This is a genomic window from Vibrio aestuarianus, from assembly GCF_028858425.1.
Taxonomy (GTDB): Bacteria; Pseudomonadota; Gammaproteobacteria; order Enterobacterales; family Vibrionaceae; genus Vibrio; species Vibrio aestuarianus.
Window position 1 is genome coordinate 315,405 of the sequence record NZ_JAKNYQ010000001.1, and the last position, 20,686, is coordinate 336,090.

Consider the following 20,686-nt stretch of genomic DNA (forward strand, 5'->3'; position numbering starts at 1 on the left):
TATGACTCGGTTATTAATTCCTCGGCAAGATATTGCTTTAACCGGAGATATCCAACGCGTTTTGCTACTGGCTCAGCAGCAAGGTTTTGATATTAAAGATATAACATTAGGTGTGAGCCCAACAACGTGCTGCCAACTTGATGAGTGGACGATTGATAGTGACTGTTTGATGTCGTCACAAGATGTTTCTGTTTCTGGCTGTAATTTGTTTTTTCAGTACCAATCAGCGATTCCTTCTTCATGCTATGCAGTAAAGAATGTCATTCAACTTGCTCTTGGAGCACTGGATCCTCTTGAGTCGAAAGACCAATGGTACAAAGACCAAGAGCTGTGTTCTCTGCATTACTCTCGCTCATTAGAGCTATCTAATTCTGATATTACTCATTTTGCTTGGGTTTTAGCCTTGTTATGTCTTGGTCTTCCACTTGAAGATGTTTTAGTGCTAGCTCGTGCTGCAATGAATGTTTCACGTGAAACATGGCCCACAGAAATTAGCTATTTCCCAAAGCCGACTATTAAACAAGGTTTCCTTGCGACCAATGATGATCTAGCTTTCCCGGTTATGCATAAAGACAACTTGGGGCTATATCCCGTTGTCGCTAGTGTCGATTGGATTGAGTGCTTGCTTAAAATGGGTGTGAAAATCATTCAACTGCGAATGAAAAACACAGAGCATCCAGACCTTGAACTAAATATCATCAAGGCTATCAAGCTTGGCCAAAGATATGGTGCTCAAGTTTTTATTAATGATCATTGGCAACTTGCGATTAAACACCAAGCTTTTGGTGTCCATTTAGGGCAGGAAGATATTGAAACAGCTGACCTTGAGCAAATTGCAAAAGCTGGACTTTGCTTAGGTCTTTCGACTCATGGTTACTATGAGCTTTTACGAGTTGTCCAATTGAAGCCAAGTTACATCGCTTTAGGTCATATATTTCCAACGACAACCAAACAAATGCCATCTAAACCACAAGGATTAGTCAGACTTAAACTCTACCAACAATTAATAGATGATTTGGCTAAATCCACGGGGATAAATCCCATACCAACGGTTGCTATTGGCGGGATTGATCTTAATAACGCAGCGCAAGTTTGGCAATGTGGCGTGTCAAGTCTGGCTGTGGTTCGAGCGGTAACTGAGGCGAGAAACACTAGATCTGCTATCCAAAGTTTCAATTCCATAATGCAACTTTCTGAGTTGAATTTACGTGCTGAGAGAAGGGGGACCCATGCTTTCTGATTCCCAGTTTCTTCGTTACCAGAGGCAGCTTTCGCTTACTCAAATTGGTGAACATGGTCAACATACTTTGTTAACCAGTAAAGTGCTTATTATTGGATGTGGCGGTTTGGGCTCGGCGGCTGTTTTATATTTAGCGGCAGCGGGTATTGGACAATTTGTGATTGTTGATGATGATATTTTAGAAAGTAGCAATTTACATCGCCAAGTGCTCTACCGAGAAAATCAAATCGGTAAATCAAAAGTAAGAGCCATGGCTGAACAGATAGCGGCTATCAACAAGGATTGTCGAGTCAGACCAATAACAAAGCGTATTTTTGATAAACAGTTACAACTAGAAATTTTACTCGCGGATGTGGTTTTAGACTGTACTGATAATATTGAAAGTCGTCATATCATTAATCAAGCATGCCGCAAAGCAAATAAGCCTTTGATCTCTGGGTCGGTGATTGGTTGGCAAGGGCAAATAATTACGTTTGATCACTTACCACCATCTCCCTGTTATCGATGTTTGGTTCCAGATGGCGAGCTACCAGCAACACAGCGTTGTGACGAACTTGGTGTCATTGGTCCTGTGGTTGGAGTGATAGGAGCGCTTCAAGCGCTTCAAACAATCAAGCTTCTAACAAAACAGCCTGATTACCAAGCTAATCAAATGACAGTGTTTGATGGCCAAACCTTTCAATTTCAAACATTCAACGTCCCTAAAGATTTGCATTGTGATGTTTGTTGTTTGCCAGTAGCAGATAACATAGGTGAGGAACAAAAATGTCCGATATAACGATAACGATCAATAATCAACCGCATCAAGTCAGTAATGGTTCAAGCCTATTGGATATTGTCACTTTGCTGGCCATATCGACCACTGGAAGTGTTTTTGCCATTGGACCAAATGTCATTCCACGTAGTGAATGGGCTACTACCTTGCTCTGTGATGGAGACACAATTTCACTGTTTCAAGCCATTGCAGGAGGCTAAATGTTAACAATAGCTGGTAGAGAGTTTAGCTCTCGTTTGTTTACTGGAACTGGTAAGTTTGCCAATCGTGATGTAATGGCGCGAGCGCTTGCTCAATCAGGTTCACAAATGGCAACTATGGCTTTAAAGCGTGTTGATTTGAACGATACGAATGATGATATTTTAGCGCCACTTATCGAATCTAATATCCATTTGTTACCTAATACTTCAGGCGCAAAAAATGCTAAGGATGCGGTTTTTGCTGCCCATTTAGCTCGTGAGGCATTAGCAACCAACTGGTTAAAATTAGAAATTCACCCCGATCCTAAGTACTTAATGCCTGATCCAATTGAGACATTAAAAGCAGCAGCGCAACTAGTAAAAGAGGGGTTCACTGTTCTACCGTATTGCCATGCTGACCCTGTGTTGTGTAAGAGATTAGAAGAGGTAGGGTGTGCTGCAGTGATGCCTTTGGGGGCTCCAATCGGTTCGAATAAAGGCTTAGTTTCAAAAGATTTCTTGGAAATTATTATCGACCAAGCCAAAGTTCCTGTCATTGTCGATGCTGGTATTGGTGCGCCTTCACATGCGTCACGTGCTATGGAAATGGGGGCTGATGCAGTGCTGGTTAACACCGCAATCGCAACTGCACGTGACCCTATTAGCATGGCAATGGCTTTTAAAATGGCGATAGAATCAGGACGAATGGCCTATGAATCAGGCTTAGCAACTCAATCTTGGCATGCGGTTGCCTCCAGCCCTTTTACCGCTTTTCTGGATGAGTAGTCATGAGTTTTTTGGAACGTTTTAAGCAGTTAGATTGGGATGATATTAGTTTATCGATCCGAACTAAAACGGCACGAGATGTAGAGCGGGCTCTAGCAAAAGATAAGCTTAATTTGGAAGACTTTAAAGCTCTGATTTCTCCAGCGGCTGAACCTTATGTAGAGCAAATGGCACAGTATGCTTATTCATTAACACGTCAACGATTTGGTAATACGATCTCGTTTTATATCCCGCTTTATTTATCTAACCTGTGTGCCAATGCTTGTACCTATTGCGGCTTTTCTATGGAAAACCGAATCAAACGGCGTACTTTGAATAGACAAGAGGTAGAAGGTGAAATTGCAGCCATCAAAAAGATGAAGTTTGATAGTGTGTTATTGGTAACGGGTGAGCATGAAACTAAAGTCGGGGTAGAGTATTTTCGTCAGATACTACCTGTGATCAAAAGCGAGTTTAGTTATGTAGCGATGGAGGTTCAACCGCTTCAGCAAGTACATTATGAGGAGCTTAAAACACTTGGTCTTGATGCTGTGATGGTCTACCAAGAAACGTATCATCCTTCCACTTATGCTTCACACCATTTAAGAGGCAATAAGATGGATTTCAATTTCCGACTTGAGACGCCAGATCGACTGGCTAGGGCTGGAATAGACAAAATAGGTATCGGCGCGTTAATTGGCTTAGAAGATTGGAGAACTGATTGTTTTTATGTTGCTGCTCATCTTGATTACTTAGAAAAAACCTATTGGCAAACCCGCTATTCCATTTCTTTTCCGCGTTTACGTCCATGTGAAGGTTCATTACAGCCTAAATCTGAAATGTCTGATAAGCAGTTGGTCCAGTTGATTTGTGCATTTAGATTATTCAATTCGCAAGTTGAACTCTCTCTATCTACTCGAGAATCAGCTCATTTTCGAGATAGTGTCATTCCTCTGGGAATTACCAGTATTTCTGCTGCATCAAAGACTCAACCTGGAGGTTATGCGATGAAAGATGTTGAGTTAGAACAATTTACAATTAGCGATGATCGTACTGCACATGAAGTTGAACTCGCTGTAAAAAATCGTGGTTTGCAAGCTGTGTGGAAGGATTGGCATAGTGCCTATTCGGGGTAATGTTTCACGTGAAACATCAGAGTAGATACTCGTTATATTCGGTAAATATCTAGATCACAATTTAGAAGGCGACCAGAGCTGGTCGCCTTTTTAATGGATAAAACATATTGAGTTGAACATGTGACAGAAATTTAAATATCAGTCATGTTTAATTGCGGAGGTTGCTTGGCGTAGCCACTCTTTAGTTTCACCTTCCACCAACGGGCTAACTTGTTGCCATACTTTTTGGTGATAATCGTTCAACCACGCTAGCTCTGGGCGAGTTAGCATATCAACATTAATTGCACGCTTGTCTATTGGACAACGAGTTAATGATTCAAACCCTAACACGCTGAAATCACCTTTGGTTTCCATTTCGACAACCAATTCCAGGTTCTCAATTCGAATGCCAAAGGCGTCTGCTCGATAATAACCAGGTTCATTTGAAAGCACCATACCCGGGAGCAATGCGACATTGTTGAACACTTTACTAATGCGTTGTGGGCCTTCATGTACACTGAGGAAGTGACCGACACCATGACCAGTACCATGATCATAATCATAACCATTAGCCCATAAATGTTGACGAGCAAGTACATCTAGCTGATGGCCACAAGTGCCTTTAGGGAAGCGAGCTCGTGCTAGCGCGATGTGCCCTTTTAATACCAACGTGAATTGCTGAATCATCTCATCACTAGGTTGACCAATGGCGATAGTACGTGTGATATCCGTTGTGCCATCAGTATATTGACCACCAGAATCGACAAGGTAGAGAGAGTTTAAAGCGAGTTGCCCTGGAGTCGCTTGGTTGATGTGGTTGTAGTGACACATCGCTGCATTGCTACCTGCGGCGGAAATAGTATCGAAACTAAGGTCTGCTAACGAAGCGTCTTCTTCTCTAAATGCTTGTAAACGATCAGAGAGAAAACCTTCGTCATGGAGTCTTTGATTGGCGACTTCGTTATCTAGCCATGCGAGAAACTTAGCCATCGCAGCGCCATCGCGTACGTGGCAAGCTTTCATCCCTGCAACTTCGGTGGCGTTCTTGGCCGCTTTAGGCAATAAACATGGGTCAGCGTCATCAATTATCTCAACCCCTGAATTTTGTAGAACTAGCGTAAACCAAGCGTTGCTGGTTGCCGAGTCTACAATAACTTTCTGACCACTCAATACACGAAGTTGCGCTTCTAGTTGATCAGGATGGTGGACTCGAACATCTGCGCCTACATGCTGGGTAAATTCGCTTGGAATACGTGATGGATCAAGAAAAAAATCGACACTAGCGTCAACATGAATAATGGCGTGAGAAAGCAGAACTGGTAAACGTGATACATCAAGACCACGAATGTTCAATAGCCAGCAAATCGAATCTAATTCGGTGAGTATTGCCGCATCGGCCTTCTTTTTCATGAGTTGTTGCGCAATCAAGCTACGTTTGCTTTGACTATTTTGACCAACAAACTCATCACTCATAAGGCGTACAGGTGAAACTAAGGCCTCGGGACGATCCGTCCATAACTGATCGACAGGGTTGGTTGATGTCGCTACCAGTTGTAGCTCACCATCCAATTTTCTTTGTGCAGCTTTAAGCCAACTCGCACGATGCATGCGTGGGTCAAAACCAACCTTGCTACCTGTAGCAAGTGTTTCTTGTAGCCAATCGAGAAAGGGCTCTTCAATCAAGTGTCGATATTCAAATGTGCTTTCCGGCACTTGTTTGCGAACTTGAACGGTATAGCGACCATCAACAAAAATTGCGGCTTTATCTTGGGTGATCACGGCAGCACCCGCTGAACCAGTAAAGCCAGTTATCCAATGTAAACGTTCATTATGTTGTGGTACATACTCCCCAAGATATTCATCTTCATGAGGAATAATGACAGCATCAAGCCCTTGTTGTGTTAACCAGCCACGTAAAGCTGAAACACGTTCTGCGATCGAATTATGCATCTGTGTTATATCCTTTTTATAACAGTCCGTTGTATGAATCTCAGTACATCATTACTGAGTGGACGAGTGCAAATAAGCTACTCTTTTTATCTGACTCGCGCAAATTTCAAAATAATAATTATCTAAGGTGTAAGGTTTTGGTTTGGATCATCTGCCTTAACCAGCTTAATGCGGGGTCATTTTCTCTGTCTCTGTGCCAAAAAAGCGTATAAGCCATGGGGGGGAACTCCATTGGTAAAGGGAGGACAACCAGATCCATTTGTTGCGCGACTAGATGGGTAAAATGACTTGGCGCTGTGAAAATGAAATCAGTATAGGTACACAAACTGGCGGCGCTGTTGAAGTCTGGAACCGTAATTGCGATATCACGCTCTTTGCCAATATCTGCCAGACGGTAATCGAGCAGCCAGCGGTCATTACCATCACATCGCACTTGTACATGACGCAGCGCAAGGTAGCTTTCTAGCGTCCAATTTTCACGTAAAACCGGGTGATCTTTTCTCACCACACACATTTGGTTGTCTCGGTAAATCTCTTGCTCGCAGATGTCACTGGGGGGCAGCATAGTTAGCTTAGCATCATTAATATCGATATCTTTGCCAGTGATACCTAAGTCGATTTCTCCTAGCTGTAGTTTTTTGAATGTTTGATCATCCCAAGAATGGGTATTGATATTTAAATTAGGTCCTTGGTTAAAAATTACTGGTAAAAAGTGTGGCAGAATCAGTGGGTAAACACTTTCTACTGCGGCTATTTGAAAACGATATTCACTGGTTTGAGGCGAAAATTCCTGCGGCTGAGTAATGATTTCAAGCTGATTAATTAAGATATCTAACTTGGGTTTCAAGAATAAAGCTTGAGGCGTTGCCTTTAGACCATGAGAGTTACGAATAAATAGCGGATCATCGAATTGTTGACGCAGTTTGGCCAGTGATTTGCTCACGGCTGACTGACTCAAACAGAGACGATGTGCAGCACGCGTGACACTCAGCTCTTCTAACAGAACGGTTAAACAAACCAGTAAATTGAGATCGATGCGAGATAACTTCTCAATATTCATCTGTTTTTCCAATTAGGAATAATTAGGATGATTATATGCCATTTCTGCTCATATCATCATTGCGTTACTATGCATCAGTTCTCAAAGTTGTTCTTTCTTTATATTGGAGTGTTTCGTGAAACAAATAACATCTGGTGCAGACAGTAAGCGCCAGCTGACATTACTGGTTTTGTTGGTACTGTTCAGCCCGTTGGCGATTGATATTTATCTGCCTGCTTTACCGTTAATTTCACAAACATTTCACGTGGAACACGCTTATGCACAAGATACGATCACTTGGTTTCTATTCGCTATGGGTATCGGGCAATTGTTTGCGGGCCCCTTGGCGGATAAACTCGGTCGTCGAACTGTTGCATTGGGAGGTATCAGTATCTATGCATTGAGTGCTTGCTTGGCGTGGGCAGCTCAAAGTATTGAGTGGATGCTGATGGCTCGGCTGCTACAAGGCTTCGGTGCTTGTGCAACATCGGTGGCAGCCTTTGCAACAGTTCGCGATATTTTTGGACCAGAACGCAGTGGTAAAATGATCAGCTACCTGAATGGGGCGATCTGTTTCATTCCAGCACTGGCACCAATTCTTGGAAGTTGGTTGACTCAACAGTTCGGCTGGCGCAGTAATTTTAGCTTTATGGCTGGTTTTGCTGTGGTTGTTGGCTCAATGATGCTGATAGGTATGAAAGAAACCAATCCTGAAACGGCAGAGAAGCAAGCATTCTTTAAGTTTTCGCGGTACTGGTCGGTATTGAAAACACCTTCTTTCCTATTCCATGCCTCTTTATGTATGTTAGCCATGGCAGTAATTCTTGCTTACGTAACTTCAGCTCCTGTGGTGTTGATGGAAGGTTACGGTTTAACCATGAACGAGTTCACTTTTTGGTTTGGAATGAATGCCATCATCAATATTGTTGCGTGTTTAACAGCACCTCAATTTATGGATAAATTTGGCACTCATAAAACGTTAGTTGTTGGCATTAGTATATTACTGATCGCCGGAACAATAATGCTTGTACTTGCACAGCAACAAACTGCATTAGCCTTTATGTTACCTATCTTTATTTCGTCTATTGGATTTGCCTGGATTTTGGGAGCGGCAGCAGGAAAAGCGTTAGCTCCATTTGGTGACAAAGCAGGAACCGCGGCTGCATTGCTTGGACTATTTCAAATGAGTGGCGCTGGTTTATTAGTGGGCTCGCTACAGCGAGCTGGGTTTGAACCTCAGGTGTTAATTGCGTTGCATATGTGGATAATCGCCCCATCGCTATTAATTCTGTTATCAAAAGCAGGGCGATACTGGCATCAAATAGCAGTGCAGCAATAAAATCGGTTTATGCTATTCTATAATCGTTTTAACGAGTGTATATTTGGGCACTTAATTATTTCAATTGCACTTTGGAAGCGAAACAACAATGTCAATGACAACCTATGAAATGGCTCGTATTTGGGAACAGCTCGATGAGTCGCCAGAAAAGGTCATGTTCGGTAAATTGCTTAATGAATTAGGCAACCAAAGTAGTGAGCGTATTCGCAGCGCCGCAAAACAAGTACCACTACCAGTCCTACGTGATTTAGTGTTCCAGTTTCAACACGTGATAGAATCTCGCAAAGGTGAACAAGTGGAAATCATGGCAAAAGAATTGGCAAAGCAAGGTATTTCAGCAGAAGAGCTTCTAAATTACCTGAATAAATAACCAATCTATAAAGTAGATATTGTGGCCCGAGAATATATTCTCGGGCTTTTTATTTATGCGCAAATTATGGATTCACGTTGCGGTTAATTGGGTTTTGCAATGAAATAAGTGTTTCAGTTGATTGTACTTCATCAATCGCTTGTAATTTATCGATAAGGACAAACTGTAATTCTTCAATAGAACGACACATCAACTTAACAAAGATGTTGTAAGCGCCAGTGGTGTAATAAGCTTCTACCACCTCGTCTAATGCATTCAGTTTTTCTAAAGCAGAGTGATAGTCTCGCGCTGCATTTAAATTAATGCCAATGAAGCAACAGACGTCATAGCCTAGTTTTTTGGTATTCACGACAACTTCTGTGCCTTGAATAATATCGGCTGATTTCATTTTTTCGATACGTACATGGATAGTTGCAGGGCTAACATTGAACTGTTTCGCCATCTCGGCATAAGGCGTGCGTGCATCTTCCATTAAAATTTTTAAAATCGCTCGGTCGAGATCATCAAGCTTCGCGGCTGTGGCATGCATGGCAAAAGTCCTTATAGTAATACAGCAATTTGAGTCTACCACTCACCATAGTTTCTCGTAAGTCATGGCTTGAGATTAGTTATTAGCTTTAGTCACATCCAGCAAAATTAGTTAAACTCAGGTTTCTGATTATTATCTCTGTTTTTGGAGTCAACTTGCAGCTACAACTGATTTGCGAAGCACCTACACAGCAGCCACGTTTGGATGACTTAGCTCATCGCTGGGGGCTTGAACATAGTCAAACGAGTCAATTTGCGTTGGTGTTAACCGAGTATCGACTTGAGCTACGTAAGTTGGATGAGCCTAAGTTAGGGGCTATTTATGTCGACTTAGTCAGTGGCGCGGTGGCGCATCGTCGCAAGTTTGGCGGAGGGAAAGGTCAATCCATCGCAAAAGCGGCTGGGCTGAATAAAGGTGCCACTCCTAATATTTTGGATGGAACGGCAGGGTTAGGGCGTGATGCGTTTGTACTGGCTTCCTTGGGCTGTAAAGTACAAATGGTTGAACGTCATCCTGTGGTTGCTGCATTGCTCGATGATGGCTTAGAAAGAGCAAAGCTTGATCCTGAGATTGGTATTTGGGTTGGAGAAAGAATGACTTTGCTTCATGCTTCAAGTCATGATGCCCTTGATAAGTTGGCGCAAGATCCTCGTTTTGAAAAGCCAGATGTTGTCTATCTTGATCCAATGTATCCTCATCCGGAAAACAAAAAGCAAACGGCATTAGTTAAAAAAGAGATGCGGGTTTTTCAGTCATTGGTAGGCGCAGATCTCGATGCCGATGCCTTATTAGCCCCCGCGTTGAGTTTGGCGAGCAAGCGGGTTGTGGTCAAGCGTCCAGATTATGCTAATTGGTTAGATAATCAAAAGCCGAGTATGGCAATCGAAACGAAAAAGAATCGATTTGATGTCTATGTTAAAGCAGCAATGTGTTAGCAAAGAGATTACTTAAGAGTAAGAAAATAGCGCCTACATTTTAGTAGGCGCTATCATTTTATATGACTTCACTTAATTGGTCGTTTTACTTTGGGTCATGACTTTGCGTTTAACCCATGTTTCATTGACCCATAAGGAAAGTAAGATAATCGAGCCACCAATACCAAGGCGCATCAGGTCAACATCTCGGTTCCAAATCATAATATTCACTACCAAGCCCGCAGGAACTAGAGCATTGTTCATGATCGCAAGTGCGCCGGCATTAACCAGACAAGCGCCTTTGTTCCAAGCAAAATAACCAAGCCCAGAAGCGATTAACCCCAAGTAAACCAAAATGCCCCATTGCAACGATGTGGTTGGCAACTTATCGCTGTTACCAAACAACAAAAAAGCAGTACTTGCCACCACTAACGCACCTAAATAAAAATAACCAAACACGGTATGCTGCGACAGCGTGACTGGCTGTTTTTCCATCACGTATTTGTATGCGACTTGACCGATGGCAAAACACAGGTTGGCACCTTGTACCACAAAGAAGCCCGTTAAGAAGTTATCATTTATCCCGGCAAATTTAATAAATACTGCACCTACAACGGCAATGGCTGCTGTCACTAAATACCAGGGAGAAAAATGTCCTTTGAGTAAATCGTAAATAAGCGTGACATAAATAGGCGTAAAAACGGTAAATAACAGTACTTCTGGTACTGATAGCAGTAAAAAGGACTGATAATAGAAGCAATACATCAGTCCAAGCTGAATTCCGCCAATTACCATCAGTTTTAGGATCAATCGAATGGGAATAGATTTAAATTTAATAAATGGCAGGAATACAAGGCTTGCTAGTGCCACTCGCATCCAAACCGAGAACCAAGAGTCAACCTGACCAGCTAAGTAAACGCCAATCAGGCTAAAAGAAAATGCCCAAAGTAGGGTAACTGCAGATAAATAGATCATGATACATAACGATGATTAATTAATGCTCTGCAGTCTAACTGAGTTTTAGCTTGCCGTCAGTCGTGAAGTGGCACGACCAACATATCTACTGGTGAGCAGTTAATTAACTGACGAGTAGACGACAGTAATTTACTCCAAAAATCTTGGTGGTGACCGCAAACAACCAAATCAATGCTAAATTCATTGATCGTTTCGCACAGCTCATTACTTAAATCACCGCTGCCGACTAAGGTATGTCTAATTGGGTACTGTGCGTAATTTGCCAAAGCTTGCAGTTGTTTTTGAGATGATTCCATCGATTGGTGCTGAGTTTCTGCTAAATTGATATCGATAAGTCCGGTATATAGTTCGGCATAATTGACATCAATGTGGATAAAAGAAATCTCGGCTTCAAGTGGTTTTGCTAATGCTACGGCTTTATCTATCAATAGCTTGCTGTCTTCTGAAAGATCAATCGCAACTAAAATATGTTGATAACTCATAGTGCTATCTCCTGATGGGTTTTATATAAAGATTAGCATCGAGGTTGAGAGTTTTTTGTCGAAGTGATCCCATATCCATATACTGAGTACAAAGTGTTATGGTGGAGTTCATGGTATAGTCAATTCAAATCATAAGAGAAATTAGGAGTCGTCAATGCTGTCACAAGCTATGGTTGAACAATTGAATGAGCAAATTAATCTCGAATTTTTTTCATCCAATCTATACTTACAAATGAGTGCTTGGTGTGAAGACAAAGGATTTGAAGGTGCAGCAGAGTTTTTACGCGTTCACGCTGTAGAAGAAATGCAACACATGCAACGTCTCTTCACGTATGTGAGTGAGACTGGAGCACTGCCTATCCTTGGAGCGATCGCAGCGCCGAAACATGATTTTGCAAGCCTCGGAGAGGTATTTAGCGAAACTTATGAACATGAGCAGATGATTACTCAACAGATTAACAAACTGGCTCATTCGGCATTTACATCTCAAGATTACTCAACATTTAACTTCCTTCAGTGGTACGTGTCTGAACAGCACGAAGAAGAGAAGTTGTTTAAAGGGATTTTAGATAAGCTAGAGTTGGTTGGTGATGATGGAAAAGCACTGTTCTTCATCGACAAAGACCTAGCGGCAATGGCAAAAGCAGGCTCATCTTCTGTAATGGATGCCCAAGCTGTGTAATTTCAGCAAAAAGACTTAGAAGCGGTCGTCTTTTTCTTCGGGTTCTCCATACAGAGGTGTAGGGAGGAAAAGATGATCACTGGAGATACAATTTTATTAGCGTTGATGCTTGTAACAGGGGTAAACCTTGCTCGTTATTTTACAGCACTACGTTCACTTATTTATATCATGCGTGAAGCTCATCCGTTGCTTTACCAGCAAGTAGATGGAGGCGGCTTTTTTACCACGCATGGTAATGTCACTAAACAGGTTCGTCTTTTCCATTATCTAAAAAGTAAAGACTATCACCATCATCATGATCCAATCTTTACAGGCAAATGTGATCGAGTAAGGGAACTCTTTATTCTATCTATCTCATTATTAGCGGTAACCACCTTTGTTGCTTGTATCGTTTAAGCGTTAGAGTAAAGGAGCGAAATCGCTCCTTTACTTTGCCTGACCTAATTCCAATGCTGTGCAGCTAAATTTATTCGTCATTGTTTAGCATTATAAAAGCACTCCAACTATCCTTTAAACGATAATAAAAGGATGGATTCAATGGAAGAAAAAGCCTTATTTAGTCGTCTAAATGAGTTACCTCGTCTACGACAAATATTGCAAGAACTGCTTGAGATGGTTAACCAAAATGACGTTGATTTTGGTGAACTGACACGTAAGATTTCAATGGAACAAGTATTAAGTGCGCGGCTACTGCGCTTGGCTAATTCTGCGCATTTTGGTGGAAGCCGAACTGTGGCATCGATCAACGATGCGGTGATTCGAGTTGGCAGTGGTTCAGTACGCACCATGGTTATCGCCTCAGTATTATCCAGTGCCTTTCCTAAAATTGATACGCTCGATTTAACTCAATATTGGGCCGATACGTTTGAGATTGCTCTTATCGCCAGTAAGTTGGGGGCTGCGATAAAATTAGATGCAAACAGCGCTTTCACCATTGGGATATTACACAATATAGGCTTGTTGATGATCCACTCTTTAGTGCCTAAAGAAGCACTAAAAATACGTGAGTGTGTTGAATCGGGAGAAGATGAAATCGAAGCACAGCGCCATATTATCCATACTGACGCTAATGTGCTTGGTGCTAAGTTAGCCAAAGCATGGAAGTTTCCTGATGAAATGGTCGATGCCATTGCCTTTTCAGCTCAACCAGACAAAGCGCAGTTGTCACCAAAATTAGCTCGCGTACTGCATTTTGCTCGTGATATCCATCATCAATGGGATATTCTCACCGAAAAAGAAAAGCTTACTTTCTTGGTGGAGCATTCTGATTCCCGCATTTTAGCTATATCAGCGAGCTTTGCAGAAACAGTGGATAGCGTTCGTGGTTGTGGCCGTGATCTCGCCGAGCAATTAATGGAACGTTAAGTGGTGGCTTGTTGATCTTGTCTTCATTCAATTAGTCGCTAGAATAGCCGCAATGTTTAAGGATGTACGCTCACGCAGTACATCCTTTTTGTTTGTTGTTGGGTGCGTAAAGCGTGCTTGATTAAAGAGTAGGTAGTAAGCATGATTCATCAGTTCGACGTGGTCATCATTGGCGCAGGGGCCGCAGGATTAATGTGTGCCGCACAAGCAGGTATGCGTGGCAGAAATGTTTTAGTGATTGATCATGCTAAAAAGCCGGGCCGAAAAATTCTTATTTCCGGTGGTGGGCGCTGTAATTTTACCAATTATGATGTCTCGGCAAGTAACTACTTATGTCGTAATCCACACTTTGTTAAATCCGCTTTGTCGCAGTACACCAATTGGGATTTTATCTCAATGGTGAGCAAGTACGATATTGCCTTTGAAGAGCGCGATCACGGGCAACTGTTTTGTCTCGATTCAGCTAAAGATATCGTTAATATGCTGCTAACGGAATGCGATATGCCCAATGTTAAGCAGCGTTACCAAACGGATGTTCAGTCTATCGAAAAAACGCAAGACGGTTTTTGTCTGCAAGTTAGTGGGGATACGATTGAGTGTCAATCGCTAGTGGTAGCGACCGGGGGATTATCGATGCCAAAACTCGGCGCCACTCCGTTTGGTTATAAAATAGCTGAGCAGTTTGGCTTGCCTATTGTTTCAACCACTGCTGGTTTAGTGCCGTTTACTTTACACAAGCAAGATAAAGAAGATTTTACTGAGCTTTCTGGTATCGCCATTCCAACGCAAATTACAGCAGAAGATGGCACTGTATTTAAAGAGGCGCTGTTGTTTACTCATCGTGGTTTATCTGGACCTGCAGTGTTACAAATCTCTTCTTACTGGAAAGCAGGGCAAAAGGTGACGATTAACTTAGTACCGGAAATAGATGTGCATGATCTATTGGTTCAATCTCGTGAGCTGCACCCCAATCAAAGCTTGAAAAACACCTTAGCCAAAGCATTGCCAAAGCGTTTAATTGAAGTGTTAATTGAGCGTAAAGAACTAGAAGATAAACCGCTAAAGCAGCTTAATCCCAATGATCTTCTTGCTATCACACATTATTTAGAGAATTGGCAGATTTTACCTAATGGTACCGAAGGGTATCGGACGGCGGAGGTGACCTTAGGGGGGGTTGATACCGATTACCTCTCTTCTAAAACGATGGAGTGTAAATCTGTCGCTGGCCTATATTTTATTGGTGAAGTGATGGATGTGACAGGTTGGTTAGGTGGGTATAACTTCCAGTGGTGTTGGTCTAGCGGCTTTGTTGCTGGCTCATGGGTATAATTTTTCCTAAACAAACTGAGTTGAAAATGCTGTAGATAGGCTAAAATCCCTCCGACAAAATGGCTAGGAATTAGCCATTCTTCTTCAGTAGATTAGTTGCATCCTCCACACTAAGTGGGCGACCTAAATAGTAACCTTGACCAAAATGGCAACCAATTTGGTCAAGGTAACTCATTTGTTTTTCATCCTCGATACCCTCAGCGGTAACAATCAGCGATAAGCTATTCCCCATCGCTAAAATGGCCGCGACAATGGCATTGCTTTCTTTATCATCGGGAATGTCATTGATAAACGAGCGATCGATTTTCAACTTTTGTAGTGGTAACCCTTTGAGGTAAGAAAGCGAAGAGTAGCCCGTACCAAAATCATCCAATGCGATACCCACCCCCAGTTCTGCAATTTGCTGCAAATCATGAATCGCTTTTTGCTTGTTTTCGATTAAAAAGCCTTCGGTGATTTCTATTTCTAGTTTATGGGCTGGGAGCTGTGATTCGCTGAGAATGCGGATCAACATTTCGATAAAATTACTCTGTTTAAGTTGTATTGCTGATACGTTCACGGATAACTTGTCTAACGGATACTCTGCATCGAGCCATTGTTTTGCTTGCTGGCAGGCGGTGCGTAAGACCCACTCACCAATTGATTGAATCGCACCGGTTTTTTCCGCCATAGGTATAAATTCGTCAGGGGATACTAAACCCAATTGAGGATGATGCCAGCGAATGAGCGCTTCAAACCCGAGTAAGGTTTGGTTGTGTAGATTAAATTGGGGCTGATACACTAAACTAAATTGCTTTAGTTCTACACCCTGATACAACGCCGATTGTAAGCGTACTCTTGATATGGCGACATCCGTCAGTTCCGGTGAATAAAACGCGTACCCATTACGACCATTCTTCTTCGCTAGATACATTGCTGTATCGGCATTTTTTAGTAGTGCTTCCGGTGTTTGTCCATCTTGAGGGTAATTTGCGATACCAATGCTGGTGGACAGCCTTAAAGATTCTTCACCAAAGTCAAAATAGCGTTCAAAGACAGAGAAAATATTATCGAGAATTGGCGCTAAAGATTGTTCAGGTGGCAGTTTTGTCAGCAGGATAACAAACTCATCACCGCCAATTCTTGCTATATGGTCAGTTTCTTTCAGACAAAGCTTGAGACGGTTAGCAAGCTCAACTAAAACTTGGTCACCATAATAGTGGCCAAAGCTGTCATTAATGTGTTTGAAGTGGTCAATATCTAAAAATAAGGTAGCAAAATTGAGCTTTGTACTGTTATAGCGCTTAATTTGGTGGGCTATCTCTTGTAATAAATTAATCCGATTCGGTAACTCTGTTAGTGGGTCAAAATAGGCCATTTGCTCCAATTTAGCTTCATGTGCTTTACGAAGAGAGATGTCTTCAAATACACATAAATAGTTTTTCACCTGCTGGTGGTCATCGAAAACTGGGGTTATCGTTGAGAGCTGTGGGTAGAGGGAGCCATCTTTGCGACGGTTAAGAAACTCACCTTTCCACGATTTATTCTGCGAAAGGTTGTGCCATATTGCTTGATAAAAAGCGTCATCGTGATGACCTGAGCGTAAAATTCGAGGGTTACGACCGATGACTTCATCGGCTTGATAGCCTGTAATTGCAGTGAAGGCGGCATTGACATCAATAACATTGGCTTTGTCATCAGTGATCATCACCCCTTCACGAGAGTGATTAAAAATTTGCGTGGTGAGGTTAAGTTGGTTTTCTAACTGGCGACGGCGGGTGACATTACGTGTCATACCCATGGTTCCGAGTAATTGACCGCTTTCGCTATAAATTGGCGCTTTTATCGTTTCTAGCCAAATTTCACTGTGATCTTCGTCTGTCGATGAACATTCTTCAACGACTAGCTGAGTTTTATTATCGATAACCCATTGATCTGCAGATATAAATTTCCTGGCCAATTCATCATCAAACAATTGATAATCGTTTGATCCTAAAATTTGCTGAGCCGATAATCCCCATGCTTTTTCTACCGCCTTGTTACATAGAATATAAATACCCTCCGGGCTTTTGAGCCAGGCATGGTCTTCTAGACTGTCTAAGAACTCTTGCAGTTTTGGCAGAGTGTGGGCGGCTTTATCCATCATCGACAATTCGTTCGCTCAGTTTGGTGACTCTATTTAGAATAGCAGAATCACACTTGGTAATATTGATACAACTATCACTGTTGTTTTTTTTACTGACGATAAGGACTAGCTCTTTTGGGTTTTGAACTGCTGAATGACTAAGCCAGCAATAATCAGCACCAAACCAATAAGGGTGGTGGGGTGAATGGTTTCACCAATAATGGTAGCCAGTAATAGCAGTGAGATAAAAGGTGAAGCGAAAATGAGATTGCTGATCCTCGCGGTATTGGCCGTGAGTTTTAATGCACTTAACCACAGCACGAAGGTCACTCCCATTTCAAACAAGCCGACATAAGTTACTGCGCTCCAACCTTTGATGGTGATCTGTTGCCAACTTGCCCCTTCATAGCAACTTAAGCCAATGGCAAGCGGAATGGCGATTAGAAACCCCAGTAAAACCCCAATAACTGGGTCTGCGGTGTTTTTGGTATTGAGAATCCAGTAGCTTGCCCACAGTAGCGTCGATAGTAATGCCAACCCAACACCAAGCGGGCTATCAAATTGCATGGCTAAAATATCGCCTTTGGTAGCAATGACTACAACTCCGAAATAACTCAGTGCGCAGGCAACCCAATCTTGTTTGCGGATGGTTTGCCCCAAAAAAACAGCGGCCATCAGAGTCAGTGTGATAGCCCAACTGTAGTTGATCGCTTGTGCTTGAGAGGCGGGCAACAATGAGTAGGCCTTAAACAAAATAAGGTAATACGCGAGTGGGTTAATCAACCCCAACAATAAGTAATACCAAGGGTTAGCAAGAAAGGTTCTGGCGACTTGATTCAACTTGCCTTGGATTGCACAAATCACCAATAGCGCGAAGCCTGAAACGATACTCGCAACGGTGAGCATTTGTATCGGAGTAAATTCAGCTAGGGTGAGTTTGAAAGCGGTGGCAACCGTTGACCACAATAATACAGCTGATAAGCCAAAACCCAGTGCGCGTCGTTCGTCCATGTATCCTCATTACAATGATTGTTGAAATAGTGTTCAGCGGCGCAAGTCTATAGCTTGCTGTTAACTTGCACAAACTGGACATTTATCCAGTATCGAAATACCATTTAAGCATAACTGATGAAATAGAGTTAAGCCGTTATTATGCAATGGATTATTGAAAACCAAGTGTTAGTGCTTTCAACGTTAAGCAGTGCTGTGATCAGCGGCTCAGCGGTCGGTTGGTGGGTGAAACAAAAACTGAATCTAAAAAGCGAGTTATTGCAGCAGCAGATTGACACTAATAATACGCATCATCAGCAGCAAATTACCGAGTTAAAACAAGCATTACAACAATCGCAACAAGAGTTAGATGAGCTAGACGAAGAGCGAGACAAAGCTGCGTTTGAGCTTAAACAATCTCACGGTAAGTTGATGGCCGTAATGGAAAAATTGCGTTATTTCGAAGCAGTAAAACAAGAGCGGCAGCAGTATTCAAATGACTTAAACCAGATGCGAGAGCAGAAATCACAGCTCGAAGCGCAGTTACGCGAACAAGAAGCGCGCCATGAACAGCAAATTCAATCAAGCCAAGAAAAACTGCAACTGTTAGAGCGTGCCGAAGAGCGCTTAAAGCAACAATTTGAACATTTAGCCAATCAATTGTTTGAAGCAAAAACGGCCAAAGTTGATCAACAAAATCGTCAAAGTTTAGAAGGTTTGCTCTCTCCGCTCAAAGAACAACTCGAAGGGTTTAAAAAACAGGTCAATGACAGCTTTAACCATGAGGCCAAAGAGCGCCACACATTAGTTCATGAGCTGAAAAACCTGCAACGCCTTAATGAACAGATGACTAAAGAGGCGGTGAATCTAACTCAAGCACTTAAAGGTGATAATAAACAGCAAGGTAATTGGGGTGAGGTGGTGTTAGCCCGTGTGTTGGCCGAGTCAGGCCTGCGTGAAGGGCATGAATATCAAACCCAAGTCAGTTTGCAAAATGACGCCGGCAAGCGTTATCAACCGGATGTTATCGTCCATTTACCACACAATAAACAAGTGGTGATTGACTCGAAAATGGCTTTAGTGGCGTATGAACGTTACTTTAATGCCGAAACTGATACGCAGCGAGAGCGTGCATTAAGTGAGCATTTACTTGCACTGCGAGCCCATATAAAAGGGTTGGGACAAAAAGATTATCATCAACTTAAGGGGCTTCAGAGCCTAGATTATGTGTTGATGTTTATTCCGGTTGAACCTGCTTTTCAGGTGGCGATTCAAGCTGACCCTAGTTTGGTTAAAGACGCCATGGAGCAAAATATTATTTTAGTCAGCCCAACCACATTATTAGTGGCGCTACGTACTATTGATAATTTATGGCGCAATGACAGACAAAATCAAAACGCGCAATTAATTGCCGAGCGAGCCAGTAAACTCTACGACAAACTGCGTTTATTTGTCGATGATATGGAAGGTTTAGGTGGGGCGTTGGATCGCGCTAATCAAAGCTATCAAGGGGCGATGAATAAGCTAGCGACTGGGCGTGGCAATGCCATTCGTCAAGCAGAAAGCTTCAAACGACTCGGCGTTGAAATTAAACGTTCAATCAGTAGCGAATGGGCAGAACAAGCTCAAAATGAGGCATTGACTGAAAATGCCAAGGAAAATGAGCCGTTAGTAGAAAGACATCAAGCTGAGGATAAAGTAAACTAATCGTCCGCAGTAGCTTATAACAACACGTGCTGCCTAAGAGGAATCAGAATGACGGATACAAGCGTGCAATCAAAAACAGCGTTAGAGACAACCAATACCACTCACTTTGGTTTTGAAACCGTAGCGAAAGAAGAAAAAGTGGCCAAAGTGGCACAAGTTTTTCACTCTGTTGCTACTAAATACGACATTATGAATGATCTGATGTCGGGTGGTATTCATCGTTTATGGAAGCGTTTCACGATTGATTGCAGTGGTGCTCGCCCAGGGCAACGTATTTTGGATCTCGGTGGTGGCACGGGCGATTTAACTGCGAAATTTTCTCGTATTGTGGGTGAGAAAGGGCACGTTATTCTGGCGGATATCAACAATTCGATGCTGAATGTTGGGCGCGATAAACTGCGTGATAACGGTATCGTAGGTAATGTGCATTACGTGCAAGCCAATGCGGAAGAACTACCGTTTCCTGATAATTATTTTGATTGTATTACCATTAGTTTTTGTTTGCGTAATGTGACGGATAAAGACAAAGCATTGAGCTCAATGTTCCGTGTATTGAAGCCGGGTGGTCGCTTATTAGTATTGGAATTCTCTAAGCCAATTCTTGAGCCATTGTCGAAAGTATACGATGCATACTCATTCCATTTGTTGCCGAAAATTGGTCAGATGATCGCCAATGATGCAGACAGTTACCGTTACTTGGCGGAATCTATCCGTATGCACCCAGATCAAGAAACCTTGAAAGGGATGATGGATGAAGCCGGCTTTGAGCAAACCAGCTACTACAACTTAACGGGCGGTATTGTAGCGCTGCACCGTGGTTATAAATTCTAAGGATTG

21 protein-coding genes are annotated in these 20,686 nt (G+C 42.4%); 14 read left to right on the forward strand and 7 right to left on the reverse strand.

Annotated elements, in window-relative coordinates; translation table 11 throughout:
• Position 1: 1 nt before the first annotated feature.
• From thiE to thiH, 5 genes are read left to right on the forward strand one after another with little or no spacing between them, the layout of a single operon-like run.
• Entirely contained in the window at positions 2–1,240 is a 1,239-nt protein-coding gene (gene thiE, locus MCT08_RS01600) for a thiamine phosphate synthase (RefSeq protein ID WP_274677746.1), read from the forward strand.
• Positions 1,230–2,018 (forward strand): HesA/MoeB/ThiF family protein, encoded by a 789-nt coding sequence (locus MCT08_RS01605; protein ID WP_274677747.1) that lies wholly within the window; start codon positions 1,230–1,232, stop codon positions 2,016–2,018. The genes thiE and MCT08_RS01605 overlap by 11 nt, the downstream gene beginning before the upstream one ends.
• Positions 2,006–2,215 (forward strand): sulfur carrier protein ThiS, encoded by a 210-nt coding sequence (thiS, locus tag MCT08_RS01610; protein ID WP_053309788.1) that lies wholly within the window; start codon positions 2,006–2,008, stop codon positions 2,213–2,215. The genes MCT08_RS01605 and thiS overlap by 13 nt, the downstream gene beginning before the upstream one ends.
• Positions 2,216–2,980 (forward strand): thiazole synthase, encoded by a 765-nt coding sequence (locus MCT08_RS01615; RefSeq protein ID WP_172532775.1) that lies wholly within the window; start codon positions 2,216–2,218, stop codon positions 2,978–2,980.
• Between the two features lie 2 nt (positions 2,981–2,982).
• A complete protein-coding gene (gene thiH, locus MCT08_RS01620; RefSeq protein WP_274677282.1) occupies positions 2,983–4,095 on the forward strand; it encodes a 2-iminoacetate synthase ThiH in 1,113 nt (370 codons plus the stop codon).
• A 138-nt stretch (positions 4,096–4,233) separates the two neighbouring features.
• Here the strand turns inward: thiH and MCT08_RS01625 are convergent, their stop codons facing one another.
• Together MCT08_RS01625 and MCT08_RS01630 are read right to left on the reverse strand one after the other, a co-directional pair.
• Positions 4,234–6,024, reverse strand: a complete 1,791-nt coding sequence (locus MCT08_RS01625) for an aminopeptidase P family protein (RefSeq protein ID WP_172532777.1) — start codon at positions 6,022–6,024, stop codon at positions 4,234–4,236.
• 118 nt (positions 6,025–6,142) lie between these two features.
• Complete coding sequence (locus MCT08_RS01630) at positions 6,143–7,084, reverse strand: LysR family transcriptional regulator (protein ID WP_274673491.1); 942 nt, start codon at positions 7,082–7,084, stop codon at positions 6,143–6,145.
• Between the two features lie 115 nt (positions 7,085–7,199).
• Here MCT08_RS01630 and MCT08_RS01635 point away from each other — a divergent pair, with 115 nt between their 5' ends.
• On the forward strand, positions 7,200–8,402 hold the full coding sequence (locus MCT08_RS01635) for a multidrug effflux MFS transporter (RefSeq protein ID WP_171980707.1): 1,203 nt from the start codon (positions 7,200–7,202) through the stop codon (positions 8,400–8,402).
• A gap of 88 nt (positions 8,403–8,490) precedes the next feature.
• Positions 8,491–8,772, forward strand: coding sequence for an H-NS-like global regulator TsrA (gene tsrA, locus MCT08_RS01640; RefSeq protein WP_053309782.1), 282 nt, complete (start codon positions 8,491–8,493; stop codon positions 8,770–8,772).
• A gap of 64 nt (positions 8,773–8,836) precedes the next feature.
• On the opposite strand, the gene asnC is transcribed toward tsrA, so the two are convergent.
• Positions 8,837–9,301, reverse strand: a complete 465-nt coding sequence (gene asnC / locus MCT08_RS01645; protein WP_053309781.1) for a transcriptional regulator AsnC — start codon at positions 9,299–9,301, stop codon at positions 8,837–8,839.
• 155 nt (positions 9,302–9,456) lie between these two features.
• Here asnC and MCT08_RS01650 point away from each other — a divergent pair, with 155 nt between their 5' ends.
• Positions 9,457–10,236 (forward strand): class I SAM-dependent methyltransferase, encoded by a 780-nt coding sequence (locus tag MCT08_RS01650; RefSeq protein WP_053309780.1) that lies wholly within the window; start codon positions 9,457–9,459, stop codon positions 10,234–10,236.
• A 72-nt stretch (positions 10,237–10,308) separates the two neighbouring features.
• On the opposite strand, the gene MCT08_RS01655 is transcribed toward MCT08_RS01650, so the two are convergent.
• Both MCT08_RS01655 and MCT08_RS01660 read right to left on the reverse strand, forming a co-directional pair.
• Positions 10,309–11,190, reverse strand: coding sequence for a carboxylate/amino acid/amine transporter (locus MCT08_RS01655; RefSeq protein WP_168523901.1), 882 nt, complete (start codon positions 11,188–11,190; stop codon positions 10,309–10,311).
• Positions 11,191–11,246: 56 nt separating this feature from the next.
• Positions 11,247–11,672: a universal stress protein gene (locus tag MCT08_RS01660; protein WP_053309778.1), complete on the reverse strand. Its 426-nt coding sequence runs from the start codon at positions 11,670–11,672 to the stop codon at positions 11,247–11,249.
• A gap of 154 nt (positions 11,673–11,826) precedes the next feature.
• Between MCT08_RS01660 and ftnA the strand changes: the two genes are divergently transcribed.
• The 4 genes from ftnA (at position 11,827) to MCT08_RS01680 (ending at position 15,048) form a co-directional block, all read left to right on the forward strand.
• Positions 11,827–12,354, forward strand: a complete 528-nt coding sequence (gene ftnA, locus MCT08_RS01665) for a non-heme ferritin (RefSeq protein WP_053309777.1) — start codon at positions 11,827–11,829, stop codon at positions 12,352–12,354.
• 72 nt (positions 12,355–12,426) lie between these two features.
• Positions 12,427–12,750: a universal stress protein UspB gene (gene uspB, locus MCT08_RS01670; protein ID WP_053309776.1), complete on the forward strand. Its 324-nt coding sequence runs from the start codon at positions 12,427–12,429 to the stop codon at positions 12,748–12,750.
• Positions 12,751–12,891: 141 nt separating this feature from the next.
• Positions 12,892–13,719: an HDOD domain-containing protein gene (locus tag MCT08_RS01675; protein ID WP_261918290.1), complete on the forward strand. Its 828-nt coding sequence runs from the start codon at positions 12,892–12,894 to the stop codon at positions 13,717–13,719.
• A gap of 141 nt (positions 13,720–13,860) precedes the next feature.
• Positions 13,861–15,048: a BaiN/RdsA family NAD(P)/FAD-dependent oxidoreductase gene (locus MCT08_RS01680; RefSeq protein ID WP_172532781.1), complete on the forward strand. Its 1,188-nt coding sequence runs from the start codon at positions 13,861–13,863 to the stop codon at positions 15,046–15,048.
• Positions 15,049–15,118: 70 nt separating this feature from the next.
• Here the strand turns inward: MCT08_RS01680 and MCT08_RS01685 are convergent, their stop codons facing one another.
• Together MCT08_RS01685 and MCT08_RS01690 are read right to left on the reverse strand one after the other, a co-directional pair.
• Positions 15,119–17,173 (reverse strand): putative bifunctional diguanylate cyclase/phosphodiesterase, encoded by a 2,055-nt coding sequence (locus tag MCT08_RS01685; protein ID WP_274677748.1) that lies wholly within the window; start codon positions 17,171–17,173, stop codon positions 15,119–15,121.
• 105 nt (positions 17,174–17,278) lie between these two features.
• Entirely contained in the window at positions 17,279–18,163 is an 885-nt protein-coding gene (locus MCT08_RS01690) for a DMT family transporter (RefSeq protein ID WP_274677749.1), read from the reverse strand.
• Positions 18,164–18,304: 141 nt separating this feature from the next.
• On the opposite strand from MCT08_RS01690, the gene rmuC reads away from it, so the two are divergent.
• A complete protein-coding gene (gene rmuC, locus MCT08_RS01695; protein WP_274677750.1) occupies positions 18,305–19,849 on the forward strand; it encodes a DNA recombination protein RmuC in 1,545 nt (514 codons plus the stop codon).
• Between the two features lie 48 nt (positions 19,850–19,897).
• The gene (gene ubiE / locus MCT08_RS01700) at positions 19,898–20,680 is read left to right on the forward strand and encodes a bifunctional demethylmenaquinone methyltransferase/2-methoxy-6-polyprenyl-1,4-benzoquinol methylase UbiE (RefSeq protein ID WP_168524781.1); all 783 of its coding nucleotides are present in this window, start codon (positions 19,898–19,900) and stop codon (positions 20,678–20,680) included.
• Positions 20,681–20,686: the final 6 nt, after the last annotated feature.